Raw genomic sequence first — 19,916 nt, forward strand, 5'->3', positions numbered from 1 at the left:
CATTTGATCAAACTTTTATCGCTTCGTCCATCACCTTACCGACGTTGCCGGGACTGTTTTCGCCAGTGACGAAGAAAATCCTGCAAGGGGAATTGGGCGCGGAGCGATTCACCTGCTGTTAACCTTACCCGGTGCAGGGTGACGGTGCGAATGAGGCGAGGCGGCCATGGGACTGACATCCAAACCCACACCCCACCCCACACCCCTGGACGATGACCCGGTGGATTGTCTTCGTCTCATTCGTTCCCGCAGGGTTGGCCCGGTCACCTGGCACCGGCTGCTGGCCGAGCATGGATCGGCCCGGGCGGCACTGGCCGCCTTGCCCGATGTGGCCCGCGCGGCGGGGGTCGAGAATTACGCCGTCTGCCCGGTCGAGGTGGCCCGGCACGAACTGGCACAGGGCCGTGCCGCCGGGGCGCATCTGATCGTCTGGGGGACGGGCACTTACCCGATGCCGCTGTGCGACCTGCCTGATGCGCCGCCGGTGCTCTGGGTGCTGGGGGATGCGGCGCTGCTGCACCGCCCGCTGGTGGCGATGGTGGGCGCGCGCAATGCCTCATCCCTTGGTCTGCGCATGGCGCGGCGGCTGGCGGACGGCGTGGCGCAGGCCGGGTTTGTCACTGTGTCCGGTCTGGCGCGCGGGATCGACACGGCGGTGCATGAGGCGACGCTGATCACCGGCACTGTGGCGGTGCAGGCGGGCGGGTTTGATGTTGCCTACCCTGAAGAAAACAGCCGGCTGATGGCACAGATTGCCGAACAGGGCTGTCTGGTGTCGGAACAGCCGATGGGTCTGCAACCGCAGGCCCGCCATTTTCCGCAGCGCAACCGGATCGTGTCGGGCCTCTCGCGCGCCGTGGTGGTGGTCGAGGCGGCGGCGCGGTCTGGCTCGCTGATCACCGCAAAGACCGCGCTGGATCAGGGCCGCGATGTGCTGGTGGTGCCGGGGCATCCGTTTGATGCGCGGGCGGCGGGCTGCAACATGTTGCTGCGCGACGGGGCAACCCTGATCCGCGGCCCGGCCGATGTGCTGGAGGCGATCGGGGCGCAGGTGCTGCCCTTTGCGCCGGAGGAGGAGCCGGTGACGGAGGATCCGCCTCTCCCCGGCCCGACCCCTGCGCGCCGCCCGCTGACCGACATCGCGTCGGTACACAGCCAGATCCTCGCCCGGCTTGGTCCCAGCCCGCTGGCCGAGGATCAGCTGATCCGCGATCTGTCGATGCCGCCTGCGACGGTGGCCCAGCATCTGCTGACGCTGGAGCTGGATGGCCGGGTTCACCGCGCCCCCGGCGGGCTGCTGAGCCGGGCGGAGTGACGTCCCACATTCATCTTGGTAAAAATACTCCCGCCGGAGGCTCCCACAGTGGCCGCCTGGCCCGTACCTGGCCCGTACCTGGCCCGTGCTTGGCCTGTGCCTGACCCGTGCGTGGAGTATTGCCTGAACTGCTGCGCAGATTGTTGCGCAGATTGTTGCATTGACATTCTGGCCGCTTCGCCCACATCTTGCCGCGCCTCTCGGGGCTTCGTGCAAAAAGGGTATTTCATGGCCGTCGTCGTAGTCGAATCTCCTGCCAAGGCCAAGACAATCAACAAATATCTTGGTCCAGAGTTCACGGTTCTGGCCTCTTACGGCCATGTCCGCGACCTGCCGCCAAGGGATGGTTCGGTCGATACCGAGCATGATTTCGCGATGAAATGGGAGGTGGCTGCCGAGTCGAAAAAGCACATTCGCGCCATCACCGAGGCGCTGAAAACCGACGACACCCTGATCCTCGCAACCGACCCTGACCGCGAGGGGGAGGCGATTTCGTGGCACTTGCGTGAGGCGCTTGCCGGCAGTCTGAAGAAGGGCAAAACCGTGTCCCGCGTCACCTTCAACGCCATCACCAAGGATGCGGTGACGCTGGCAATGAAGAACCCGCGCGAGATCGACACGCCGCTGGTGGAGGCGTATCTCGCTCGCCGCGCGCTGGATTATCTGGTCGGCTTCACGCTGTCCCCCGTCCTGTGGCGCAAACTGCCGGGGTCGAAATCGGCAGGCCGTGTCCAGTCGGTCTGTCTGCGCCTGATCGTCGAGCGCGAGATGGAGGTAGAGGCGTTCCGTGCCCGCGAATACTGGTCTGTCCGGGCGGTGCTTGTCACCCCGCGCGGGCAGGAGTTTGAGGCGCGGCTGACGGTTCTGGGCGGCAAGAAACTGGACAAATTCGACATTACCACTTCGGAAGCGGCCGAAATCGCCGTTCAGGCTGTCACGTCCCGAACATTGACCGTGCAGAGCGTGGAGGCCAAGCCCGCCACCCGCAACCCCTATCCGCCGTTCATGACCTCGACCCTGCAGCAAGAGGCCAGCCGCAAGCTGGGCATGGGCGCGAAACAGTGCATGAGCACCGCGCAGCGGCTGTATGAGGCCGGTCACATCACCTATATGCGGACCGATGGCATCGACATGGCCCCCGAGGCGGTGACGCAGGCGCGCGAGGCGATCAAGGACCGCTTCGGCGCAGCTTATGTGCCCGACCAGCCGCGCCTCTACAAGAACAAGGCCAAGAACGCGCAGGAAGCCCACGAATGCATCCGCCCGACCGAACTGGCAGCGGCCCCGGAAAAGCTGCGTCTGGCGGAAAAGGATCAGGCCAATCTGTATGATCTGATCTGGAAGCGTACGATTGCCAGCCAGATGGCAGCGGCGCGGCTGGAACGCACCACGGTCGATGTCGGCAGCGCCGACGGTCAGGTGACCCTGCGCGCCACCGGGCAGGTGGTGCAGTTTGACGGCTTCCTCAAGGTCTATGACGAAGGCCGCGACGACGAGGATGAAGAGGGCGGGCGTCTGCCGCAGATCATGCAAGGCGAGCCTGCGCAAAAGCAGTCGGTCGCGCCCGAGCAGCATTTCACCCAACCGCCGCCCCGCTATACCGAGGCCACGCTGGTCAAGCGCATGGAAGAGTTGGGGATAGGCCGCCCCTCGACCTATGCCTCGGTTCTGTCGACGATTCAGGACCGCGAATATGTCCGCAAGGACAAGAACCGGCTGATCCCCGAAGACAAGGGGCGCTTGGTGACGGCGTTCCTGACCAACTATTTCCGCAAATATGTGGAGTATGACTTTACCGCCGATCTGGAAAACCAGCTCGACGAAGTGTCGGCGGGGGCGCTGGATTACAAGGATGTGCTGGAACGGTTCTGGCGTGATTTCTCTGCCGCTGTGGCCGAGACCTCTGATCTGCGGATTGGCGAGGTGCTGGAAAAGATTGATGATTTCCTGTCGCCCCATCTGTACCCGCTGCGGGCCGATGGCTCTGATCCGCGCTCGTGCCCGACCTGCGGCACCGGGCGTCTGCATCTGAAAACGGCACGCTCGGGGTCCGCCTTTATCGGTTGCGGCAACTATCCCGAATGTCGCTACACCCGCCCGATTTCGGGCGGGGAAGATGCGGGCGGGGCGGATGGCCGTATCCTTGGCAATGACGAGAACGGCTTGCCGATCAGCTTGCGCGCGGGGCGGTTCGGGCCTTACGTGCAGCGCGGCGAGGCGACCGAAGACCAGCCCAAACCCGACCGCGCCAGCCTGCCCAAAGGCTGGGGCGCGGACAGTCTGACGCTGGAACGCGCGTTGGAGCTGCTGTCCTTGCCGCGTCTGATCGGCCAGCACCCCGAAGACGGCGAGCCGGTCGAGGCGGCGATTGGCCGCTATGGGCCTTATGTCAAGCATGGCAAGGTCTACGCGAATATCCCGGACGTTGAGGAAGTCTTCACCATCGGCATGAACCGCGCGATGGAAGTGCTGGCACAAAAGGCCAGCCGGGGCAGGGGCGCTGCCGCGCCGGCCGAGCCGATCAAGGCGCTGGGCGATCACCCGGATGGCGGGGCGATCACGGTGATGCCGGGCCGCTATGGCCCTTATATCAAATGGGAAAAGATCAACGCGACGATCCCCAAAGAGATCACGCCCGAAGACATCAATCTGGATCAGGCGCTGGAACTGATCGCTGAGAAGGCCGCCAAATCGCCGGGCAAAAAGAAAGCCGCACCGAAAAAGGCCGCGCCGAAAAAGGCTGCACCGAAAACGGCTGGGGATGCGGCAGAGAAAGTGGCCAAACCGGCGGTGAAAAAGGCCCCGGCCAAGAAACCGGCAGCCAAAAAGCCCGCCGCGAAAAAGCCGGCCCCCAAAGCCGCCCCCAAAGCGGCGGAGTGATCAGCCCGTGCTGATCAACCCGTTCTGGGGTTGATCAGCCGCCCCATCACGGCTCCGGCGCGCAGCACCCCGATGCGCGCGCCGTGTTCCGTCACCGCCATCTCGCCCACGCCGTCGCGCATCATGGCCATGATCTCGCGCACCGGGGTTTCCGCCGCGACGGCGTGGGCCGACATGGTCTCCCCGGCCACCATCACATCGCGCGCCGTCAGCACCGACAGCGGGTTCATGTGGGCCACGAATTCCTGTACATAGGCGTCCACCGGATTGGCGATGATCTCGCGCGCGGTGCCGATCTGCACGATCCGCCCGCCCTCCATCAGCGCGATCCGGTTGCCGATCTTGAACGCCTCATCCAGATCATGGCTGACGAAAATGATCGTGCGTTTCAGCTTGGCCTGCAGGTCCAGCAACTCGTCCTGCAGCTTGGCCCGGATCAGCGGGTCGAGCGCCGAGAACGGCTCGTCCATCAGCAGGATCGGGGCTTCGGTCACAAAGGCGCGGGCCAGGCCGACGCGCTGCTGCATGCCGCCCGACAACTCGCCGACCTTGCGGTCGGCCCATTGGGTCAGGTTCACCAGCTCCAGCTGCTCGTCCACCTTTGCGCGCCGTTGCGCCGCGGATTGACCGGCAAGCTCCAGCCCCAGTCCGACATTCTCGCGCACCGTGCGCCAGGGCAGCAGGCCAAAGGCCTGAAAGACCATGGCAATGCACTCGCGCCGTACCTTCAGCAATTCAGCCGGGGCGGCGCTGGCGACATCGCAGCTCCAGTCGCCATCGCGCACCATCACGGCTCCGCGCACGACAGGGTTCAGCCCGTTGACGGCCCGCAACAGGGTGGATTTGCCCGAACCGGACAGCCCCATCAGTACCAGAATCTCGCCTTTGGCGACGCTCAGGCTGCAATCATGCACCCCCAGCACCTGCCCGGTTTTTGCCTGCACCTCAGCCCGGCTCAGGCCCTGATCCATCAGCGGCAGGGCGCGTTCGGGGTGGTCGCCAAAGACGATCGACACCCGGTCAAATTCAACTGCGTTCATCGCCGCACCCTCAGCATCCGGTCCAGAATGATCGCCACCACGACGATGATGAAGCCGGATTCAAACCCCAGCGAGGTGTTCACCGTGTTCAGCGCCCGCACCACCGGTACACCCAATCCGTTGGCCCCCACCAGCGCCGCGATCACCACCATCGACAGCGACAGCATGATGGTCTGGTTCAGCCCCGCCATGATCTGCGGCAGCGCATAGGGCAGTTCCACCTTCCACAGCCGCTGGCCCGGCGTCGCGCCAAAGGCGGTTGCGGCCTCCAGCAGCGGCGTCGGCGTCGAGGAGATCCCCAGATGCGTCAGCCGGATCGGGGCGGGCAGCACAAAGATCACCGTGGCGATCAGCCCCGGCACCATGCCAAGACCAAAGAACACGATGGCCGGGATCAGATAGACAAAGGTCGGCAGGGTCTGCATCAGATCCAGCACCGGCGACAGCGTGGCATAGAGCCGGGGCCGGTGCGCGGTGGCGATCCCGATCGGCACGCCTATCCCCATGCAGACCACACAGGCCGACAGGATCAGGGTCAGGCTTTCCATCGTCGCCATCCAGTAGCCTTGATTGAGGATGAACAGAAACCCGACAAACACCCCCAGCACCACCGGCCAGCGCCGCTGCAAGGCCCAGGTCAGCGCCACAAAGACCGCGACAATCACCAAGGGATGCGGCGTCGACAGACACCACAGGATCGCGGCGATCATCGCCTCCATCCCGTCAGAGATGGTGTCGAACACCCCGGCCATATTGTCGTTCAGCCAGTCGAACACCGCCTTGGCGGTCCTGCCCACCGGCAGCTTGTAATCCGTCAGCCAGTCCATCAGATCGACCCGCCCCCTTCATCTTGGGAAAAATACTCCGCGGGGGTCCGGGGGCGCGAAGCCCCCGGCGCTTTCGACAAGCACCCCGTCAAGTCGCTATCGCGGATCAGTTCAGCGCGGCGGCCACGGCGGCCTTGGCGTCACCGCCGTCCATGGTGGTCACCCCGTCCAGCCAGGCCTCCCATGTGGCCGGGTTCGCGGCCAGCCAGGTCTTTGCCGCCGCTGCCGGATCTTCCCCGTCATTCAGGATCGCGCCCATGATCTCGTTTTCCATGGCCAGCGTGAACGACAGGTTTTCCAACAGCTTGCCGGTGTTGGGGCATTCCGCGACATAGCCCTTGCGGGTGTTGGTCGCCACCACCGCGCCGCCCAGATCGGGGCCGAAGTAGTCATCGCCGCCGGTCAGATAGGTCATGGTGAAATTGGCGTTCATCGGGTGCGGTTCCCAGCCCAGAAACACGATCGGCTTGCCGTCACGGTTGGCCCGCGCCACCGCCGACAGCATGCCCTGTTCCGACGATTCCACGATCTTGAACCCGTCCAGACCGAACGGCCCGCCCTCGATCATGTCGAGAATCAGGCGGTTGCCGTCATTGCCGGGCTCGATGCCATAGATCTCGCCGCCCAGCGCGTCCTTGTGCGCGGCGATGTCCTTGAAATCGGCGATGCCGAGTGCAGCTCCGGCCTCATTCGTCGCGAGGGTGTATTTCGCGCCTTCCAGATTGGTGCGTACGGTTTCGACCGTGCCCGCCTCGCGATAGGGGGCGATATCAGCCTCCATCGTCGGCATCCAGTTGCCGAGGAACACGTCAATATCGTTGCCCGCCAGCCCGGAATAGGTCACCGGCACCGACAGCAGCTTGATCTCGGTGTCATACCCCAGCGCGTCCAGCACCACCGTTGTGGCGGCAGTGGTGGCGGTGATGTCGGTCCAGCCGACATCCGAGAAAATCACCTTGTCACAGCTGGCGGCAAAGGCGCTGCCGGCGATGGCAAAGGTGACAGTGGTGGCCAGCAGGCCGGAACGGAGGCTGTTACGAAGGGTCATGAGGCATCCCTGTTTTTTTGTTGATTGACGAGTCAATGAACTTCAAGCTTACTTGGTTTGGCAAGATATTTCCACAAGGTCACACCAAAATGCCCAAACTCGGGATGGAGCCTATCCGAAAGGACGCGCTGGTCAAAGCCACGATCACCGAGATCGGGCGGGCCGGGTCGCTGGATGTGACCGTCAGCCAGATCGCGCGGCGGGCGGGGATGTCGCCTGCTTTGGCGCATCATTATTTCGGCTCCAAGGAAGAGATGTTTCTGGCCGCCATGCGCCATGTCTTGTCGCTGTACGGGGCCGAGGTGCGCGGTGCGTTGGCCGCCACGCAGGGGCCGCAGGCCCGGCTGGAGGCGATTTTGCGCGCCAGTTTCAGCCCCGGCAACTTCCGCCGCGAGGCGGTGGGGGCCTGGCTCAACTTCTGGGTTCTGGCGCAGACCGTGCCGCAGGCGCGGCGCTTGCTGGCGATCTATCAGCGGCGGTTGCGGTCGAACCTGATGGCCTGCCTGCGCCCGCTGGCCGGGGCAAAAGCGCCTGCGCTGGCCGACGGTCTGGGTGCGCTGATCGACGGGCTTTATCTGCGCGAAGTGCTGAAATCCGGCCCGCCTGATGGCGTGGCGGCGGTCAGCATGGCGCTTACCTATCTGAATTCACACCTAACGGGGGATGACGCATGAAAGCGCAACCAACCGCCAGCCATTTCATCGACGGGGCTTATGCCGAAGACACCGCAGGGGCGGTGATCGAGGTGATCTATCCTGCCACCGGCGAGGTGATCGCCCGCCTGCACGAGGCAACGCCAGCCCTGATCGACCGGGCGCTGGCCTCTGCCGCCCGCGCGCAGGCGGATTGGGCCGCTACCCGCCCGGTGGAGCGTGCCCGCATCCTGCGCCGCGCCGCCGATATGATCCGTGACCGGGGCGAAGCGCTGGCGCAGCTGGAAACACTCGACACCGGCAAACCGATTCAGGAAACCCGGGTCGCCGACTGGCCGTCCGGGGCTGATGCTTTGGAATATTTCGCCGGTCTTGCACCGACGGTGACCGGCGAAACCATCCCGCTGGGCCGCGATTTTGTGTATACCCTCCGCGAGCCTTTGGGCGTCTGCGTCGGCATCGGCGCGTGGAATTACCCCAGCCAGATCGCCTGCTGGAAATCTGCGCCGGCGCTCGCGCTTGGCAATGCGATGGTATTCAAGCCGTCGGAAGTCACCCCCTTGGGCGCGCTGAAACTGGCCGAGATCTATATCGCGGCAGGTCTGCCTGCGGGACTGTTCAACGTGGTGCAGGGCAGGGGGGCCGTGGGGGGCGCGCTGGTCACTGACCCCCGCGTGGCCAAGGTGTCGCTGACCGGATCGGTGCCGACCGGGCGCAAGGTCTATGCCGCTGCAGCGGGTGGCATGCGCCATGTCACGATGGAATTGGGCGGCAAATCGCCCCTGATCATCTTTGACGACGCCAGCCTGGAGGATGCGGTGGGCGCGGCGATGATGGCCAACTTCTACTCCGCCGGGCAGGTGTGCAGCAACGGCACCCGGGTTTTCGTGCAAAAGGGGCTGAAGGATGCCTTCCTCGCCCGCCTGAAAACCCGGTCAGAGGCGATTGTGCTGGGCGACCCGCAGGATGATGCGACACAGATGGGCCCCCTGGTGTCTGACGCCCAACTGACCAAGGTGCTGGGCTATATTGACACCGCCAAGGCCGAAGGCGCGCGCCTGATCACCGGCGGCGTGCGTGCGGCGCTGAACACCGGCTATTATGTGCAGCCGACGGTGTTTGCCGATGTCACCGACGACATGACCCTTGCGGTCGAGGAAGTGTTCGGCCCGGTCATGGCGGTGCTGGATTTCGACACCGAGGACGAGGCCGTGACCCGCGCCAATGCCACCGAATTCGGGCTGGCGGCAGGGGTGTTCACCGCCGATCTGACCCGGGCTCACCGCGTCATTGGCCAGTTGCAGGCCGGGACCTGCTGGATCAACGCCTATAACCTGACCCCGGTCGAATCGCCGTTCGGCGGCAGCAAAGCCTCGGGTGTGGGGCGCGAAAACGGCCATGCAGCGGTCGAGCACTATACCCAGATCAAATCTGTCTATGTCGGCATGGGCCCGGTCGACGCCTCTTTCTGAGAATAAAGTCAAAGACATGCACGCGGATTACATCATCATCGGGGCAGGCTCTGCCGGTTGCGCAATGGCCTATCGTTTGGCCGAGGCCGGACGGCGCGTGACCGTGATCGAGGCGGGCGGATCGGATGCCGGGCCGTTCATCCAGATGCCTGCCGCCCTGTCCTACCCGATGAACATGGGCATCTATGACTGGGGCCTGCAATCTGAACCCGAGCCGCATCTGGGCGGGCGGCGTCTGGCCACGCCGCGTGGCAAGGTCATCGGCGGGTCCAGCAGCATCAACGGCATGGTCTATGTGCGCGGCCACGCCCGCGACTATGACACCTGGGCCGAGATGGGGGCCGATGGCTGGGGCTATGCCGATGTGCTGCCCTATTTCAAGCGGATGGAGCAGTCGCACGGTGGATCGGGGCCGGAGTATCGCGGCACCGATGGGCCATTGCACATCACCCGTGGCCCGCGCGACAATCCGCTGTTCAACGCCTTTATCGCGGCGGGCGAACAGGCGGGCTATCCGGTGACCGAGGATTACAACGGCCACCAGCAAGAGGGCTTTGGCCCGATGGAGGCCACCATTTACAAAGGCCGCCGCTGGTCGGCTGCCAATGCCTATCTGAAACCCGCGATGGCGGGCGGCAATGTGCACGTGTTGCGCGGCACTGCCCGCCGCGTGGTGATCGAAAACGGTCGCGCCACCGGGGTCGAGGTGGATCAGGGCGGCGCCCCCTTTGTGGTGCAGGCGGGGCGTGAGGTGATCATCGCCGCCTCCTCGCTCAACAGCCCGAAGCTGCTGATGCTGTCGGGCATCGGCCCTGCGGCAGAGCTGGCCGGCCACGGCATCCCGCTGGTCGCCGACCGGCCCGGCGTGGGGGCAAACCTGCAGGACCATCTGGAGATATATTTCCAGTTCGCTGCTTCGCAGCCCATCACATTGTATAAACACTGGAATATCTGGAGCAAGGGGCTGATCGGGGCGCAATGGCTGTTCACCGGCAAGGGGCTGGGGGCCAGCAACCAGTTCGAGGCGTGTGCGTTCATCCGCTCCCGTGCCGGGATCGACTATCCCGACATCCAGTACCACTTCCTGCCGATTGCGGTGCGCTATGATGGCAAGGTTGCGGCGGGCGGGCATGGGTTTCAGGCCCATGTCGGGCCGATGCGGTCGAAATCGCGCGGCTCGGTCACGCTGCGCTCGGCGGACCCTGCGGACAATCCGGTGATCCGCTTCAATTATATGTCGCATCCCGACGACTGGGCCGAATTCCGCGCTGCGATCCGCCTGACGCGCGAGGTGTTTGCCCAACCCGCGATGGCCGGGTTTGTCAAATCCGAGATCCAGCCGGGGCCGCAGGTGCAGACCGATGACGAGATCGACGCCTTCCTGCGCGAGCATGTCGAATCGGCCTACCACCCCTGCGGTACCGCCCGCATGGGGCGTAGATCCGATCCCATGGCGGTGGTGGACCCCGAATGCCGGGTGATCGGGGTGGATGGCCTGCGTCTGGCCGACAGTTCGGTGTTTCCGCAGGTGACCAATGGCAACCTGAACGCGCCGTCGATCATGGTGGGGGAAAAGGCGGCGGACCACATTCTGGGCCGCACGCCGCTGGCCCCGATGAACCTTGGCCCGTGGATCAACTCGGCGTGGCAGGTTGCCCAGCGCTGACGGGCCGGGCAACAGCCTTAATTCACGTTAACCTTTCGTTAACTTTTGCCTTGCGCGCCCGGGCATAATCTCCGATTTCGGGGGCATGTTAACTTTTCGTTCCCTTCTCGTTCTGGCCGCCCTGTCGCTTGCCGCGCCCGTCGCCTTTGCCCTCACCCGCGAGGGGGCGGTGCGGGTCATCGACGGCGACACGCTGGACTGGCAGGGCCAGCGCGTGCGCCTGTTCGGCATCGACGCGCCCGAGCGCGGCCAGAGCTGTGACCGCGCCGGGCAAAGCTGGGACTGTGGCGCGTGGTCCGCGACCATGCTGGGCCGCGCCGTCGCCAATGGCCCGGTGACCTGCGCGCGCGAAGACACCGACCGCTATGGCCGCATGGTCGCCACCTGCAAGGCGGGCGGGGTGGATCTGTCCCGCGCGCAGGTGCAGGCCGGGGCGGCGCAGGCCTATGCCCGCTATTCCGACCGCTACACCGGCGACGAGGCCGTCGCCAAAGCGGCAGGCCATGGCCTCTGGGCCGGGCGCATGACGACCCCCGAAGTGCACCGCCGCCGCGCGGCCCCTGTGGCCGCTATGGCCCAGACCGCACCCGCAGGCTGTGACATCAAGGGCAACATCGGCGCATCGGGCCGCATTTACCATCGCCCCGGCCAGCGTGACTATGCAGCGACCCGCATCGACCTTGCCAAAGGCGAGGCCTGGTTCTGCAGCGAAAAGGCCGCGAAAGCCGCCGGTTTCCGCGCGGCGCGGCGGTGACTTGATCCGGGTCAAGGTGCCCGCCCCACCGAAGCGCTATCCTGTGCGTGACGCAAGCAGCAGGAGGCGCAGATGTCCAACACCCCGCATGAACTGGCAGAGGAATTCCCCGGTCAGTCCGACAAGATCCACGCGCTGAAACTGTCCGATCCGCATTTCGCCAACCTTCTGGTGCATTACACCGAGATCAACCGCGCGGTGCACCGGGCGGAAACCCGCATTGATGCGCTGTCGGAAGAGGCCGAAGCGGCGTTGCGCCGTCAACGCTTTCACCTGAAGGATCATATTGCCCATCACCTCGCGCAGGGCTCCGACAGTCCCGGCTGAGGCTGGGGTTGGCAGTGGGGGGCGCTGCCCCCCGCCTTCGGCTCCCCCCGGAGTATTTGGCAAGCAGCAAGCCACAGGCCAGGTGCTTTGCATTGCTGCTTGGCAAATACTCCCGCGCGGAGCGCGCAGGCCAGCCCCGGGCGATCCGCTCTGATCAGGCAAGGATCTCATAGGGCAGCACATCGCGGCGGTCCGGGTTGACCCGCAGCCGTCGTTCCAGCGGCGGAACCGAGCGCTGGTGGCAATCGACGCGCTCGCAGATCCGGCACGAGATCCCGATCGGCTCGAACCGGCCCTTGAGGTCGAGCCCGTCGGAATAGACCAGCGCGCCGGCGTGTTGCACCTCGCAGCCCAGCCCGATGGCATAGCGCCGGGTGGGGGCGTGGAACGAGCCGCCGGGTTTGGACACATCTCGTGACAGGCACAGATAGCGCACGCCATCGGGGGTTTCGGCCAGTTGGCGCAGGAAGCGGCCCGGGGTCTCGAACGCCTGATGCACGTTCCACAGCGGGCAGGCCCCGCCAAAGCGGGCGAATTGCAGCCGGGTCGCGGAGTGGCGTTTGGTGATGGTCCCGGCCTGATCGACCCGCACGAAAAAGAACGGGATGCCCTTGGCCCCCGGCCTTTGCAGGGTCGACAGCCGGTGCGCGACCTGTTCGATGCTTGCGCCGAACAGATCTGCCAGCCGTTCCAGATCGTGCCGCGTGCTGCCCGCTGCCTCCAGAAAGGCGCGGTAGGGCAGCAGCGCGGCCCCGGCGAAGTAATTGGCGAGGCCGATTTTGGCGATCTCGCGGGCTTCGGGGGTGTGAAAGCGGGCGAGGTCCAGGGTGGCGTCCAAGAGGTCGTTCTGGGTGATCAGGGCGACCTGATGCAGCAGCTGAAACCGCTGGGTCGGTTCCGAGATGCTGGCCGAGACATCGAGCCGCTTTGCCACCGGATCATAGCGCCGCATCGCGCCGGTGTCGCTGAAATGCAGGCTGATGCCGCGCCGCTCCAGCGCCTCACGCGCGACCTGAATCACATCGCGGCGGCCTTGGGGGCCGGTGACGAAGTGCTCGGCGGCGCGGTCGACCGCATCGAGGTAATTGTCGCAATAGTGAAAGAAATCGCGGACTTCTTCCCACGGAGAGGGCCGCAATGCAGCATCTTCACGCCCCAGCGCCTCGTCCAGCGATGCCAGACGCTCATGGGTCTGGCGATAGGCGCGGTGCAGATCCAGAAAGGCGCGGGCCAGTGCCGGGGCGTTGGAGGCGGCCAGCCGCAGATCGGCAAGGGGCGGGCTGGCCGCGCCGAAGACCGGGTCGGCAAGCGCCTCTTTCATGTCGCTGACCAGCCGTTCGCTTTCGCCGACCGTCAGTTCGGTGACATCCAGCCCGAACTCTTGCGCCAAGGCCAGAACCACGCCGGCCGAGACTGGCCTGTGGTTGTTTTCCATCTGGTTCAGGTATGGCAAAGATACCGACAATTTGTCGGCAAACAGCTTTTGCGTCAGCCCCAGACGCCCGCGCATCTCGCGCAGTTTGGCGCCCGCGTAGAGCTTTTGAGTGGCCATGCTGTCCCCCGGTTTTGCAAAGCCATCTTGGCCTTTGCAAAGCCGCCGTCAAGCGGTCACGCTGTCACGCCGACAGGCCCAGTGCTCGCGCCCGCCGCATCACCCAGAGGATCGACAGCAGCGAACCGACCGACGAGGCCAGCATCAGCAGAACCAGCGGCGTTTCGGTTGCGCCCGGCCCCAGCAGCACCCCGGCGAAGGCCGCCAGTGCCGCCCCGCCGCCGATCATGATCGCCCCGCCCAGACCCGAGGCGGTGCCCGCCAGTTCGGGCTTGATCGACAACAGCCCGGCATTGGCATTGGGCAGGGTCATGCCATTGCCAATGCCGACAAAGGTGGTGAAGCCAAAGAACACGAAGGGAGAATGCACGCCCGCCAGCGTGACCGCCGCCAGCGTGGCCAGCCCGCCCAGCGTGATCAGCGCGCCGATATAGACCATCCGGTTCATCCCGATCCGCACCGAAAACCGGCCTGCAACAAAATTGCCCGCAGCATAGCCGATGGCGGTCAGCGCAAACAGCGCCCCTACGCCCGAGGCCGAGAGGTTGAACACCTCGGTCCCGACATAGGGCGCGCCGCCGAGATAGGCAAAGAACGAGCCCGAGGCGAAACCTGCGCACAGCGCATAGCCCCAGAACCGCTGCGAGCGCAGCAGCTGCGGATATTGCCGCATCTGCGCGCCCAATGTCACCGGGCGCAGGGTCGCGGTTTCGCCCAGATCGGCCCAGGTCAGCCACAGGGTGAACAGGCCCAGCACCAGCAGCAAACCAAAGTTTGCCTGCCAGCCGACCAGCTCTTCCAGCACGCCGCCGAGCACCGGGCCGATCATCGGCACAATGCTCATGCCCATGGTGACATAACCGATCATGCTGGCGGCCTGCGCATCGGGCACCATGTCGCGCACCACGGCGCGGGACAGGACCATACCCGCCGCGATCACCGCCTGTGCCATCCGGAACACCAGAAACATGGTCGCATTGGGCGCGAGCAGCGTGCCCACGGTGGCAATCAGGAACAGCACCAGCGACCACAGCAGCACCTTGCGGCGGCCATAGCGGTCGGAAATCGGGCCGATGGCGATCTGCAACACCGCCGACAGCGCCAGATACAGCGCCACCGACAGCTGCATCAGGCTGTAGGGCACCCCGAACCATGCCGCCATTCCCGGCAGCGACGGCAGGAAGATGTTCATGGTCAGGGCCGAAAGCCCGGCAATCAGGATCAGCGTCGCAATATGCGGCGGGGTCCGGCGGTCAAGGAAGATGCTGTCAGCCATTCCGCCTTGCTATGCCGGTGTGCGCCCTCTGTCCACGCCGTTGGCGCAGGGGCATCTGTGCGCAGGTGCTGTTTCGCCGAGGGGTTGCCTTTCAGGGCGCCGCGCTCAGCTGAGCGCGCGGATACGGTCGCGGAACCGTGCGGCGTCTTCGACGATGTGATCCAGCACCACCTCTACTGCCCAGTGCTTTTCGGCGATGTCATAGGGGATGGTCCGGCTGTGAACGCTGTCAAAGGTGCCGATCCGGCGGTGATAATGCTTGGCAAGCTTGGGGTAGCCCATGCCCTCGGACATCGCCGCAAGCACCATGAACGTATCCAGCTCTGCCGCAAGGTCCGGGTGCGTGCGGCCGTGGTCCATCAGCCAGCGATAGAGATCGGGGTGGAAGTTGTTCATCACGCCGGAAAATCCGTGCCCACCGGCCTGTATCGCAGGCCAGGCAATCGCAGCGTTGGCGTTGTTGATCGCCAGCGGCGTGCCCTTGACCAGCGCAAGACGGCGCTTCAGATGATCCAGATCGCAGGTCACATCCTTGAGAAAGGCAAAGCGACCGCTTTGCGCGCACCAGCTGACCTCGTCATCGGTCAGCAGGCGACGATAGGGGGCAGGGCATTCGTACAGGCCCAGCGACAGATCAGACGGCAGGGCGCTGAGCAGATCGTCCATCCGGGCGCGGAACTGGGTGCTGTCCTCATCCGCCGCCGCCAGCCGGTTGGTGACGAGCACCACCGCATCCACCCCGGTGTCGGCCACCGCGCGCAACTCGGCCTTTTGATCGGCCATGCTGTCCGAGATATGGCCCGAGGCCACCACCGGCACCCGGCCCGCCACCTGTTTGACGGTGAATTGCGCCAGCGCGACCCGCTCCTTTAGCGACAGGAACAGCATTTCCGACGACTGGCACACCGCGAACAACCCGTGCGAGCCGTTGTCGATGTACCAGTCGATCAGGCGGGCGTATCCGTCCCAGTCGATGGTGTTGTCGGCCTGAAACGGCGTGATGACGACAGGAAAGATACCTTGCATGGCATGCGGCATGGGGATTGGTCCTTGAAGCGTTAAGATGGGTCAGCCCTCGTAGCCAAAGGCGCGGGGCAGCATCAGGGTGATGTCGGGAAACAGGATCAGCGCCAGCAGGGCGGCCACCAGCACGCCAAGGAACAGCCAGATCTCGTTGATGATCTCGGCCAGCGGGATGCGGGTGACGGCGTTGATCACGAACAGCAAAATGCCATAGGGCGGGGTGATCAGCCCGATCATGCAGTTGATGACGGCAACTACCCCGAAATGCACCAGATCGATCCCGAGTTCCCGGCAGCTGGGAATGAACAGCGGAATGATGACCAGAATGATGGTGGTGGCATCCAGAAAACAGCCCAGCAGCAACAGCAGCAGGTTGATGCACAAAAGGAAGACCAGCGGGTGAATATCGAGGCCGACCAGAGCCTGCGCCACGACGCCCGGAATATTCTCGGACGCGACCACATAGTTCAGGATCAGCGCGCCGCCGATCACCAGACCCACCGCCGCCGACGACCGGGCCGAGGCGACCAGAATGTCGTAAAAGCTGCGCAGGGACAGCGAGCGGTAGAACACCGCCGCCAGCATCAGCGCATAAAACGCCGCGACCGCTGCCGCTTCGGTGGGCGTGGTGACACCGCCGTAGATGCCATAGAGCAGGATCGCCGGCATCAAGAGCGCAGGCCCCGCGTTCAGCGTCACGCGCGGCAGATCGCGCAGCGGCACCGGCGCATCCTTGGCAAAGCCGCGCTTGTGCGAGATCAGCGCGTTCATCACCATCAGCACCGCGCCCATCAGCAGGCCCGGCACGATGCCCGCCAGAAACAGGAACCCGATCGAGGTGTTCGACACCAGCGCATAGAGCACCATCGGAATCGACGGCGGAATGATCGGCCCGATTGTCGCCGAGGCGGCGGTGATCGCCGCCGCATAGCCGCGGGTATAGTGGCCCGATTTCACCATCATCTCGATGATCAGCTTGCCGATCCCGGCGGCATCGGCGACAGCCGAGCCGGACATGCCCGAAAACACCAGCGAGGCCAGCACGTTGACATGGCCCAGACCGCCCCGGAACCGCCCGACCATCGCAATGCAGAATTGCAGCAGCCGGTCCGAAACCGTGCCCGCGTTCATGATGTTGGCCGCCACGATGAACAGCGGCACCGCCAGCAGGATGAAGCCGTTGTACATGCCATCCATCAGGATCTTGCCGCTGACCCCGATGCTTTGCCCCGCCGCCGCCAGATAGATCAGCGAGGCGATCATGATCGCATAGGCGATGGGTGTGCCGATGGCGGCAAGACCCAGCAGGCTGACGAGGCACAGAAGAAATTCAAAGCTCATGGGTTTGGCCGCTTCTCGGTTGGCAACACGGGCTCTTCGACCCCATAGCGAAAGGCGTGCCAGACCATCCACAGATAGCGGGCAGCGACGGCGAACAGAAAGACGATGTAGATCATGTAGATGTCACGCATCCTGATCCAGTCGCCGAACAGATCGCCCAGCGTGGCGGTCTTTTTCAGCCGCAGCACCATGAAGCGGTCCCAGGTCGGCGGGATCGAGGCCAGAAGCCCGATGGCAATCACCAGCCCGGTCACAATCGCAAAGCCACGGCGCACACGGGGCGGGACGGCCAGATACAGGATGTCAAAGGTGACATGATCCTGATTGCGCACGACAAAAGCATTGCCCCAGAAGATCAGCCAGACCCAGACCGCCAGGCAGAATTCCAATGTCCAGCTGAAGTTGATCGGTTGCAGCCAGGGCAGGTTGACCGCGACCCATTCGATCCGCGCGGTGTAGCGGATCAGAACCTGAAGGATGAATGTGCCGAACATGGCCGCCATCAGGGCCGCCGCGACCGCCTCGGTCAGGGTGCGGAACAGGGTCTGGATGCGGGACACGCCTACACCTCCGGCAAGCCGCACCAAGGGCGCGGTGATGTGGGAAAAACGGGCCGGGGATCGCCCCCGGCCCGGATGTCAGTGCGGATCAGTCGCCCAGAGCGTTGATCTGGTCCAGCACGCCTTCGGGCCAGGCTTTGGCAAACTCCGACCCGACGTATTGTGCCTGCACATGGCTGCGGAATGCGGCCAGATCGGGTTCATACACGTCAAGCCCTTGTTCCGTCAGAAAGGCGACAAGCTCTTCCTCTTTCGCCAGCTGGCCCTGACGGGCGGTTTCTGCCGTGTCATCGGCGGCTTTCTGCACAGCGGCCTGCTGCTCGGCAGTCAGGCCGTCCCAGACGGTTTTTGACAGGGCGATGTAGTTCAGATCGACAAGGTGCGCGGTCAGGCTGACCTGTTTTGTCACCTCGTAGAACTTGGCATCCACCACGGTTGGCAGCGGGTTGTCCTGCCCGTCAACGGCCCCGGTCTGCAGGGCGGTGTAAATCTCGGTAAAGGCCACAGGGGTCGGGTTGGCCCCGATCGCCTTGCCCAGGAACATCCAGGCATCGCTGCCCGGCATCCGCAGGTTGACGCCGGCCAGATCGGCCGGGGTCATCACATCGCGCTCCGAGCGCGGAAAGCGCAGGTTCACGTGGCGTTTACCCAGATACATCACCGCCAGCAGCTTGATGCCCAGCTCATCCTCGACCTTTTGCTTGAACGGGTCCATCAGCGGGTCGTTGAAGACCTTGACCTGATGCGCGGCGCTTTGGTGGACATAGCCGGTGGCAAAGATCGAGAATTCGGGAAAGAAGTTTGCAAGCTCTTGCGCCGAGGTGATCGACATTTCCAGATCGCCCGAGGCAATCGCCTCCAGCTCTGACCCTTGGGCGATCAGCGAGCTGTTGTAATGCGGCTGATAGCTCGCAAAGTCGGCAATGGCCGGGCCAAAGACCGTGGCCAGCGCCACCGAGCGCTGATCGGTGTCAGAGGCCGGGGTGGACATGCGGATCACCGGCTTGTCCTGTGCCATCAAGTGCTGCGGCGCCAGGCTGGCCGCAAACAGCGCCAATGCGCCGGTCGTCGCCAGAAAGACCCGGCGTGTCATCAGTTTTGTCATCTGTCTATCTCCTCCCAGAGTCAGTGTGCGAGCGTCGGTCTGTCAGCGGCGGTTCCTGGCTGTTCTTGATGCAGCCATCGGATGTCTGACAGGTTTGCGCTTACTATCCTCCGACTAACATGTTAGTCTGATGTTAGCAACGGGTATCGGACACCAGAATGCCAGAACCGACAATGACGCAAACGCCAAGCCCGACATGGACCGCAGCGGGCGGGGAAACTTCGCTGCGCCAGATCGCCTATGACCGGATCGAAGATCTGCTGAACTGGGGCAGGCTGCGCCCCGGCCAGATCATTTCACAGCGCGCGCTGGTGGAAATGACCGGCGTGACGCTGGGGTCGGTCCGAGAAGCGATTCCGCGATTCGAGGCCGAGGGTCTGTTGCAGACGGTGCCGCAGCGCGGGCTGATGGTGCCAAGCCTTGACGTGGTGTTTGTGCGCGAGGCCTATCAGATGCGCCGCCTGATCGAGCTTGGCACGGTGCCGGATCTGTGTGAGCGGCTGGAAAAATCAGTGGTTCAGGGCTGGATCGACTGGCATCTGGCCGCCCGTGCCCGGCTGGCGGAGGGCGACACCGACGACCTGAGCGGATTTTTACGCGATTTTCAGCTGTTTGACTGGCAGATGCACAGCCAGATGGTTGAAGCGATGGAAAACAAGCTGATTTCCAATGTGTACCGTGTGACCGCGATCAAGATCCGCATGGCGGCGCAGTCGCGCGTCCGTGTCACCCGGCAGAATGCGACGCGGGTTATCTCGGAGCACCTCGATTTTCTGACGCCTCTTTTGCAAGGCCGCTGCGATGCCACGACACAGGCACTGTCCCGCCATATCAACCAGTCGCTGACCCTTGCGCTTGGGGGCACCGTTCCGACCTGACAGGGAGGTGGCCGCCGGTTGTCATATCTGGCAGCCGGTCTGGCCGGGTACTTCCCTGACACAGCACCTGCCGGCGGGTCAGCAGAGTGCGGCTCTTTTGCATGGTCGACACGATATGGGCCTCATTTGGCTTTTCAACGCGCTCTGCACCATCGTAAGCTGGCGGGAACTGAGACTGATTTGAGTGTGGGTCATTGAT

General features: G+C 64.4%; 17 protein-coding genes. 8 read left to right on the top strand and 9 right to left on the bottom strand.

The genetic code is table 11. The features are described from left to right. Positions 1–166: 166 nt before the first annotated feature. Together dprA and topA are read left to right on the top strand one after the other, a co-directional pair. Positions 167–1,315 carry a DNA-processing protein DprA gene (dprA, locus tag J2X53_RS13685; RefSeq protein ID WP_349038049.1) on the top strand — a complete coding sequence of 383 codons (1,149 nt, stop codon included), beginning with the start codon at positions 167–169 and terminating at the stop codon, positions 1,313–1,315. 228 nt (positions 1,316–1,543) lie between these two features. Further along, positions 1,544–4,195: a type I DNA topoisomerase gene (gene topA, locus J2X53_RS13690; RefSeq protein WP_349038050.1), complete on the top strand. Its 2,652-nt coding sequence runs from the start codon at positions 1,544–1,546 to the stop codon at positions 4,193–4,195. A 14-nt stretch (positions 4,196–4,209) separates the two neighbouring features. Here topA and choV read toward each other — a convergent pair whose 3' ends face one another. The 3 genes from choV to choX all read right to left on the bottom strand — a co-directional run bounded on the left by choV (position 4,210) and on the right by choX (position 7,110). Beyond that, the gene (gene choV, locus J2X53_RS13695) at positions 4,210–5,235 is read right to left on the bottom strand and encodes a choline ABC transporter ATP-binding protein (protein ID WP_349038051.1); all 1,026 of its coding nucleotides are present in this window, start codon (positions 5,233–5,235) and stop codon (positions 4,210–4,212) included. Further along, a complete protein-coding gene (choW, locus tag J2X53_RS13700) occupies positions 5,232–6,062 on the bottom strand; it encodes a choline ABC transporter permease subunit (protein ID WP_349038052.1) in 831 nt (276 codons plus the stop codon). The genes choV and choW overlap by 4 nt, the downstream gene beginning before the upstream one ends. 106 nt (positions 6,063–6,168) lie before the next feature. After that, the gene (gene choX, locus J2X53_RS13705) at positions 6,169–7,110 is read right to left on the bottom strand and encodes a choline ABC transporter substrate-binding protein (protein WP_349038053.1); all 942 of its coding nucleotides are present in this window, start codon (positions 7,108–7,110) and stop codon (positions 6,169–6,171) included. 89 nt (positions 7,111–7,199) lie between these two features. On the opposite strand from choX, the gene betI reads away from it, so the two are divergent. The 5 genes from betI (at position 7,200) to J2X53_RS13730 (ending at position 11,982) form a co-directional block, all read left to right on the top strand. Further along, entirely contained in the window at positions 7,200–7,784 is a 585-nt protein-coding gene (gene betI, locus J2X53_RS13710) for a transcriptional regulator BetI (protein ID WP_349038054.1), read from the top strand. After that, positions 7,781–9,235, top strand: coding sequence for a betaine-aldehyde dehydrogenase (betB, locus tag J2X53_RS13715; RefSeq protein ID WP_349038055.1), 1,455 nt, complete (start codon positions 7,781–7,783; stop codon positions 9,233–9,235). The genes betI and betB overlap by 4 nt, the downstream gene beginning before the upstream one ends. Positions 9,236–9,251: 16 nt before the next feature. Continuing rightward, positions 9,252–10,901 carry a choline dehydrogenase gene (gene betA / locus J2X53_RS13720; protein ID WP_349038056.1) on the top strand — a complete coding sequence of 550 codons (1,650 nt, stop codon included), beginning with the start codon at positions 9,252–9,254 and terminating at the stop codon, positions 10,899–10,901. 85 nt (positions 10,902–10,986) lie between these two features. Beyond that, positions 10,987–11,655, top strand: a complete 669-nt coding sequence (locus J2X53_RS13725; RefSeq protein ID WP_349038057.1) for a thermonuclease family protein — start codon at positions 10,987–10,989, stop codon at positions 11,653–11,655. Between the two features lie 72 nt (positions 11,656–11,727). After that, positions 11,728–11,982, top strand: coding sequence for a DUF465 domain-containing protein (locus J2X53_RS13730; RefSeq protein ID WP_349038058.1), 255 nt, complete (start codon positions 11,728–11,730; stop codon positions 11,980–11,982). Positions 11,983–12,136: 154 nt separating this feature from the next. On the opposite strand, the gene J2X53_RS13735 is transcribed toward J2X53_RS13730, so the two are convergent. The 6 genes from J2X53_RS13735 to dctP form a co-directional block, all read right to left on the bottom strand. Continuing rightward, positions 12,137–13,534: a short-chain fatty acyl-CoA regulator family protein gene (locus J2X53_RS13735; RefSeq protein ID WP_349038059.1), complete on the bottom strand. Its 1,398-nt coding sequence runs from the start codon at positions 13,532–13,534 to the stop codon at positions 12,137–12,139. Positions 13,535–13,598: 64 nt separating this feature from the next. After that, a complete protein-coding gene (locus J2X53_RS13740; RefSeq protein ID WP_349038060.1) occupies positions 13,599–14,810 on the bottom strand; it encodes a multidrug effflux MFS transporter in 1,212 nt (403 codons plus the stop codon). A gap of 105 nt (positions 14,811–14,915) precedes the next feature. Continuing rightward, positions 14,916–15,848 (bottom strand): dihydrodipicolinate synthase family protein, encoded by a 933-nt coding sequence (locus J2X53_RS13745; RefSeq protein WP_349038061.1) that lies wholly within the window; start codon positions 15,846–15,848, stop codon positions 14,916–14,918. A gap of 30 nt (positions 15,849–15,878) precedes the next feature. After that, entirely contained in the window at positions 15,879–17,174 is a 1,296-nt protein-coding gene (locus tag J2X53_RS13750; RefSeq protein WP_349038062.1) for a TRAP transporter large permease, read from the bottom strand. Then, entirely contained in the window at positions 17,171–17,734 is a 564-nt protein-coding gene (locus J2X53_RS13755) for a TRAP transporter small permease subunit (protein WP_349038063.1), read from the bottom strand. Before J2X53_RS13755 ends, J2X53_RS13750 begins: the two co-directional genes overlap by 4 nt. 88 nt (positions 17,735–17,822) lie before the next feature. Next, positions 17,823–18,839 carry a TRAP transporter substrate-binding protein DctP gene (dctP, locus tag J2X53_RS13760; protein ID WP_349038064.1) on the bottom strand — a complete coding sequence of 339 codons (1,017 nt, stop codon included), beginning with the start codon at positions 18,837–18,839 and terminating at the stop codon, positions 17,823–17,825. 173 nt (positions 18,840–19,012) lie between these two features. On the opposite strand from dctP, the gene J2X53_RS13765 reads away from it, so the two are divergent. Continuing rightward, positions 19,013–19,717, top strand: a complete 705-nt coding sequence (locus tag J2X53_RS13765) for a GntR family transcriptional regulator (protein ID WP_349038065.1) — start codon at positions 19,013–19,015, stop codon at positions 19,715–19,717. The last annotated feature ends 199 nt before the right edge of the window (positions 19,718–19,916 follow it).

Source organism: Pseudotabrizicola sp. 4114 (assembly GCF_031457365.1).
Lineage (GTDB): Bacteria > Pseudomonadota > Alphaproteobacteria > Rhodobacterales > Rhodobacteraceae > Pseudotabrizicola.

Excerpts from the sequence above, each read along its gene's own strand:
- dctP (WP_349038064.1), bottom strand. The coding sequence starts at position 18,839 with ATGACAAAACTGATGACACGCCGGGTCTTTCTGGCGACGACCGGCGCA.
- J2X53_RS13740 (WP_349038060.1), bottom strand. The coding sequence starts at position 14,810 with ATGGCTGACAGCATCTTCCTTGACCGCCGGACCCCGCCGCATATTGCG.
- betI (WP_349038054.1), top strand. The coding sequence starts at position 7,200 with ATGCCCAAACTCGGGATGGAGCCTATCCGAAAGGACGCGCTGGTCAAA.
- J2X53_RS13765 (WP_349038065.1), top strand. The coding sequence starts at position 19,013 with ATGACGCAAACGCCAAGCCCGACATGGACCGCAGCGGGCGGGGAAACT.
- J2X53_RS13735 (WP_349038059.1), bottom strand. The coding sequence starts at position 13,534 with ATGGCCACTCAAAAGCTCTACGCGGGCGCCAAACTGCGCGAGATGCGC.
- J2X53_RS13745 (WP_349038061.1), bottom strand. The coding sequence starts at position 15,848 with ATGCCGCATGCCATGCAAGGTATCTTTCCTGTCGTCATCACGCCGTTT.
- choW (WP_349038052.1), bottom strand. The coding sequence starts at position 6,062 with ATGGACTGGCTGACGGATTACAAGCTGCCGGTGGGCAGGACCGCCAAG.
- betA (WP_349038056.1), top strand. The coding sequence starts at position 9,252 with ATGCACGCGGATTACATCATCATCGGGGCAGGCTCTGCCGGTTGCGCA.
- J2X53_RS13725 (WP_349038057.1), top strand. The coding sequence starts at position 10,987 with ATGTTAACTTTTCGTTCCCTTCTCGTTCTGGCCGCCCTGTCGCTTGCC.
- topA (WP_349038050.1), top strand. The coding sequence starts at position 1,544 with ATGGCCGTCGTCGTAGTCGAATCTCCTGCCAAGGCCAAGACAATCAAC.
- betB (WP_349038055.1), top strand. The coding sequence starts at position 7,781 with ATGAAAGCGCAACCAACCGCCAGCCATTTCATCGACGGGGCTTATGCC.
- J2X53_RS13750 (WP_349038062.1), bottom strand. The coding sequence starts at position 17,174 with ATGAGCTTTGAATTTCTTCTGTGCCTCGTCAGCCTGCTGGGTCTTGCC.
- dprA (WP_349038049.1), top strand. The coding sequence starts at position 167 with ATGGGACTGACATCCAAACCCACACCCCACCCCACACCCCTGGACGAT.
- J2X53_RS13730 (WP_349038058.1), top strand. The coding sequence starts at position 11,728 with ATGTCCAACACCCCGCATGAACTGGCAGAGGAATTCCCCGGTCAGTCC.
- choV (WP_349038051.1), bottom strand. The coding sequence starts at position 5,235 with ATGAACGCAGTTGAATTTGACCGGGTGTCGATCGTCTTTGGCGACCAC.
- choX (WP_349038053.1), bottom strand. The coding sequence starts at position 7,110 with ATGACCCTTCGTAACAGCCTCCGTTCCGGCCTGCTGGCCACCACTGTC.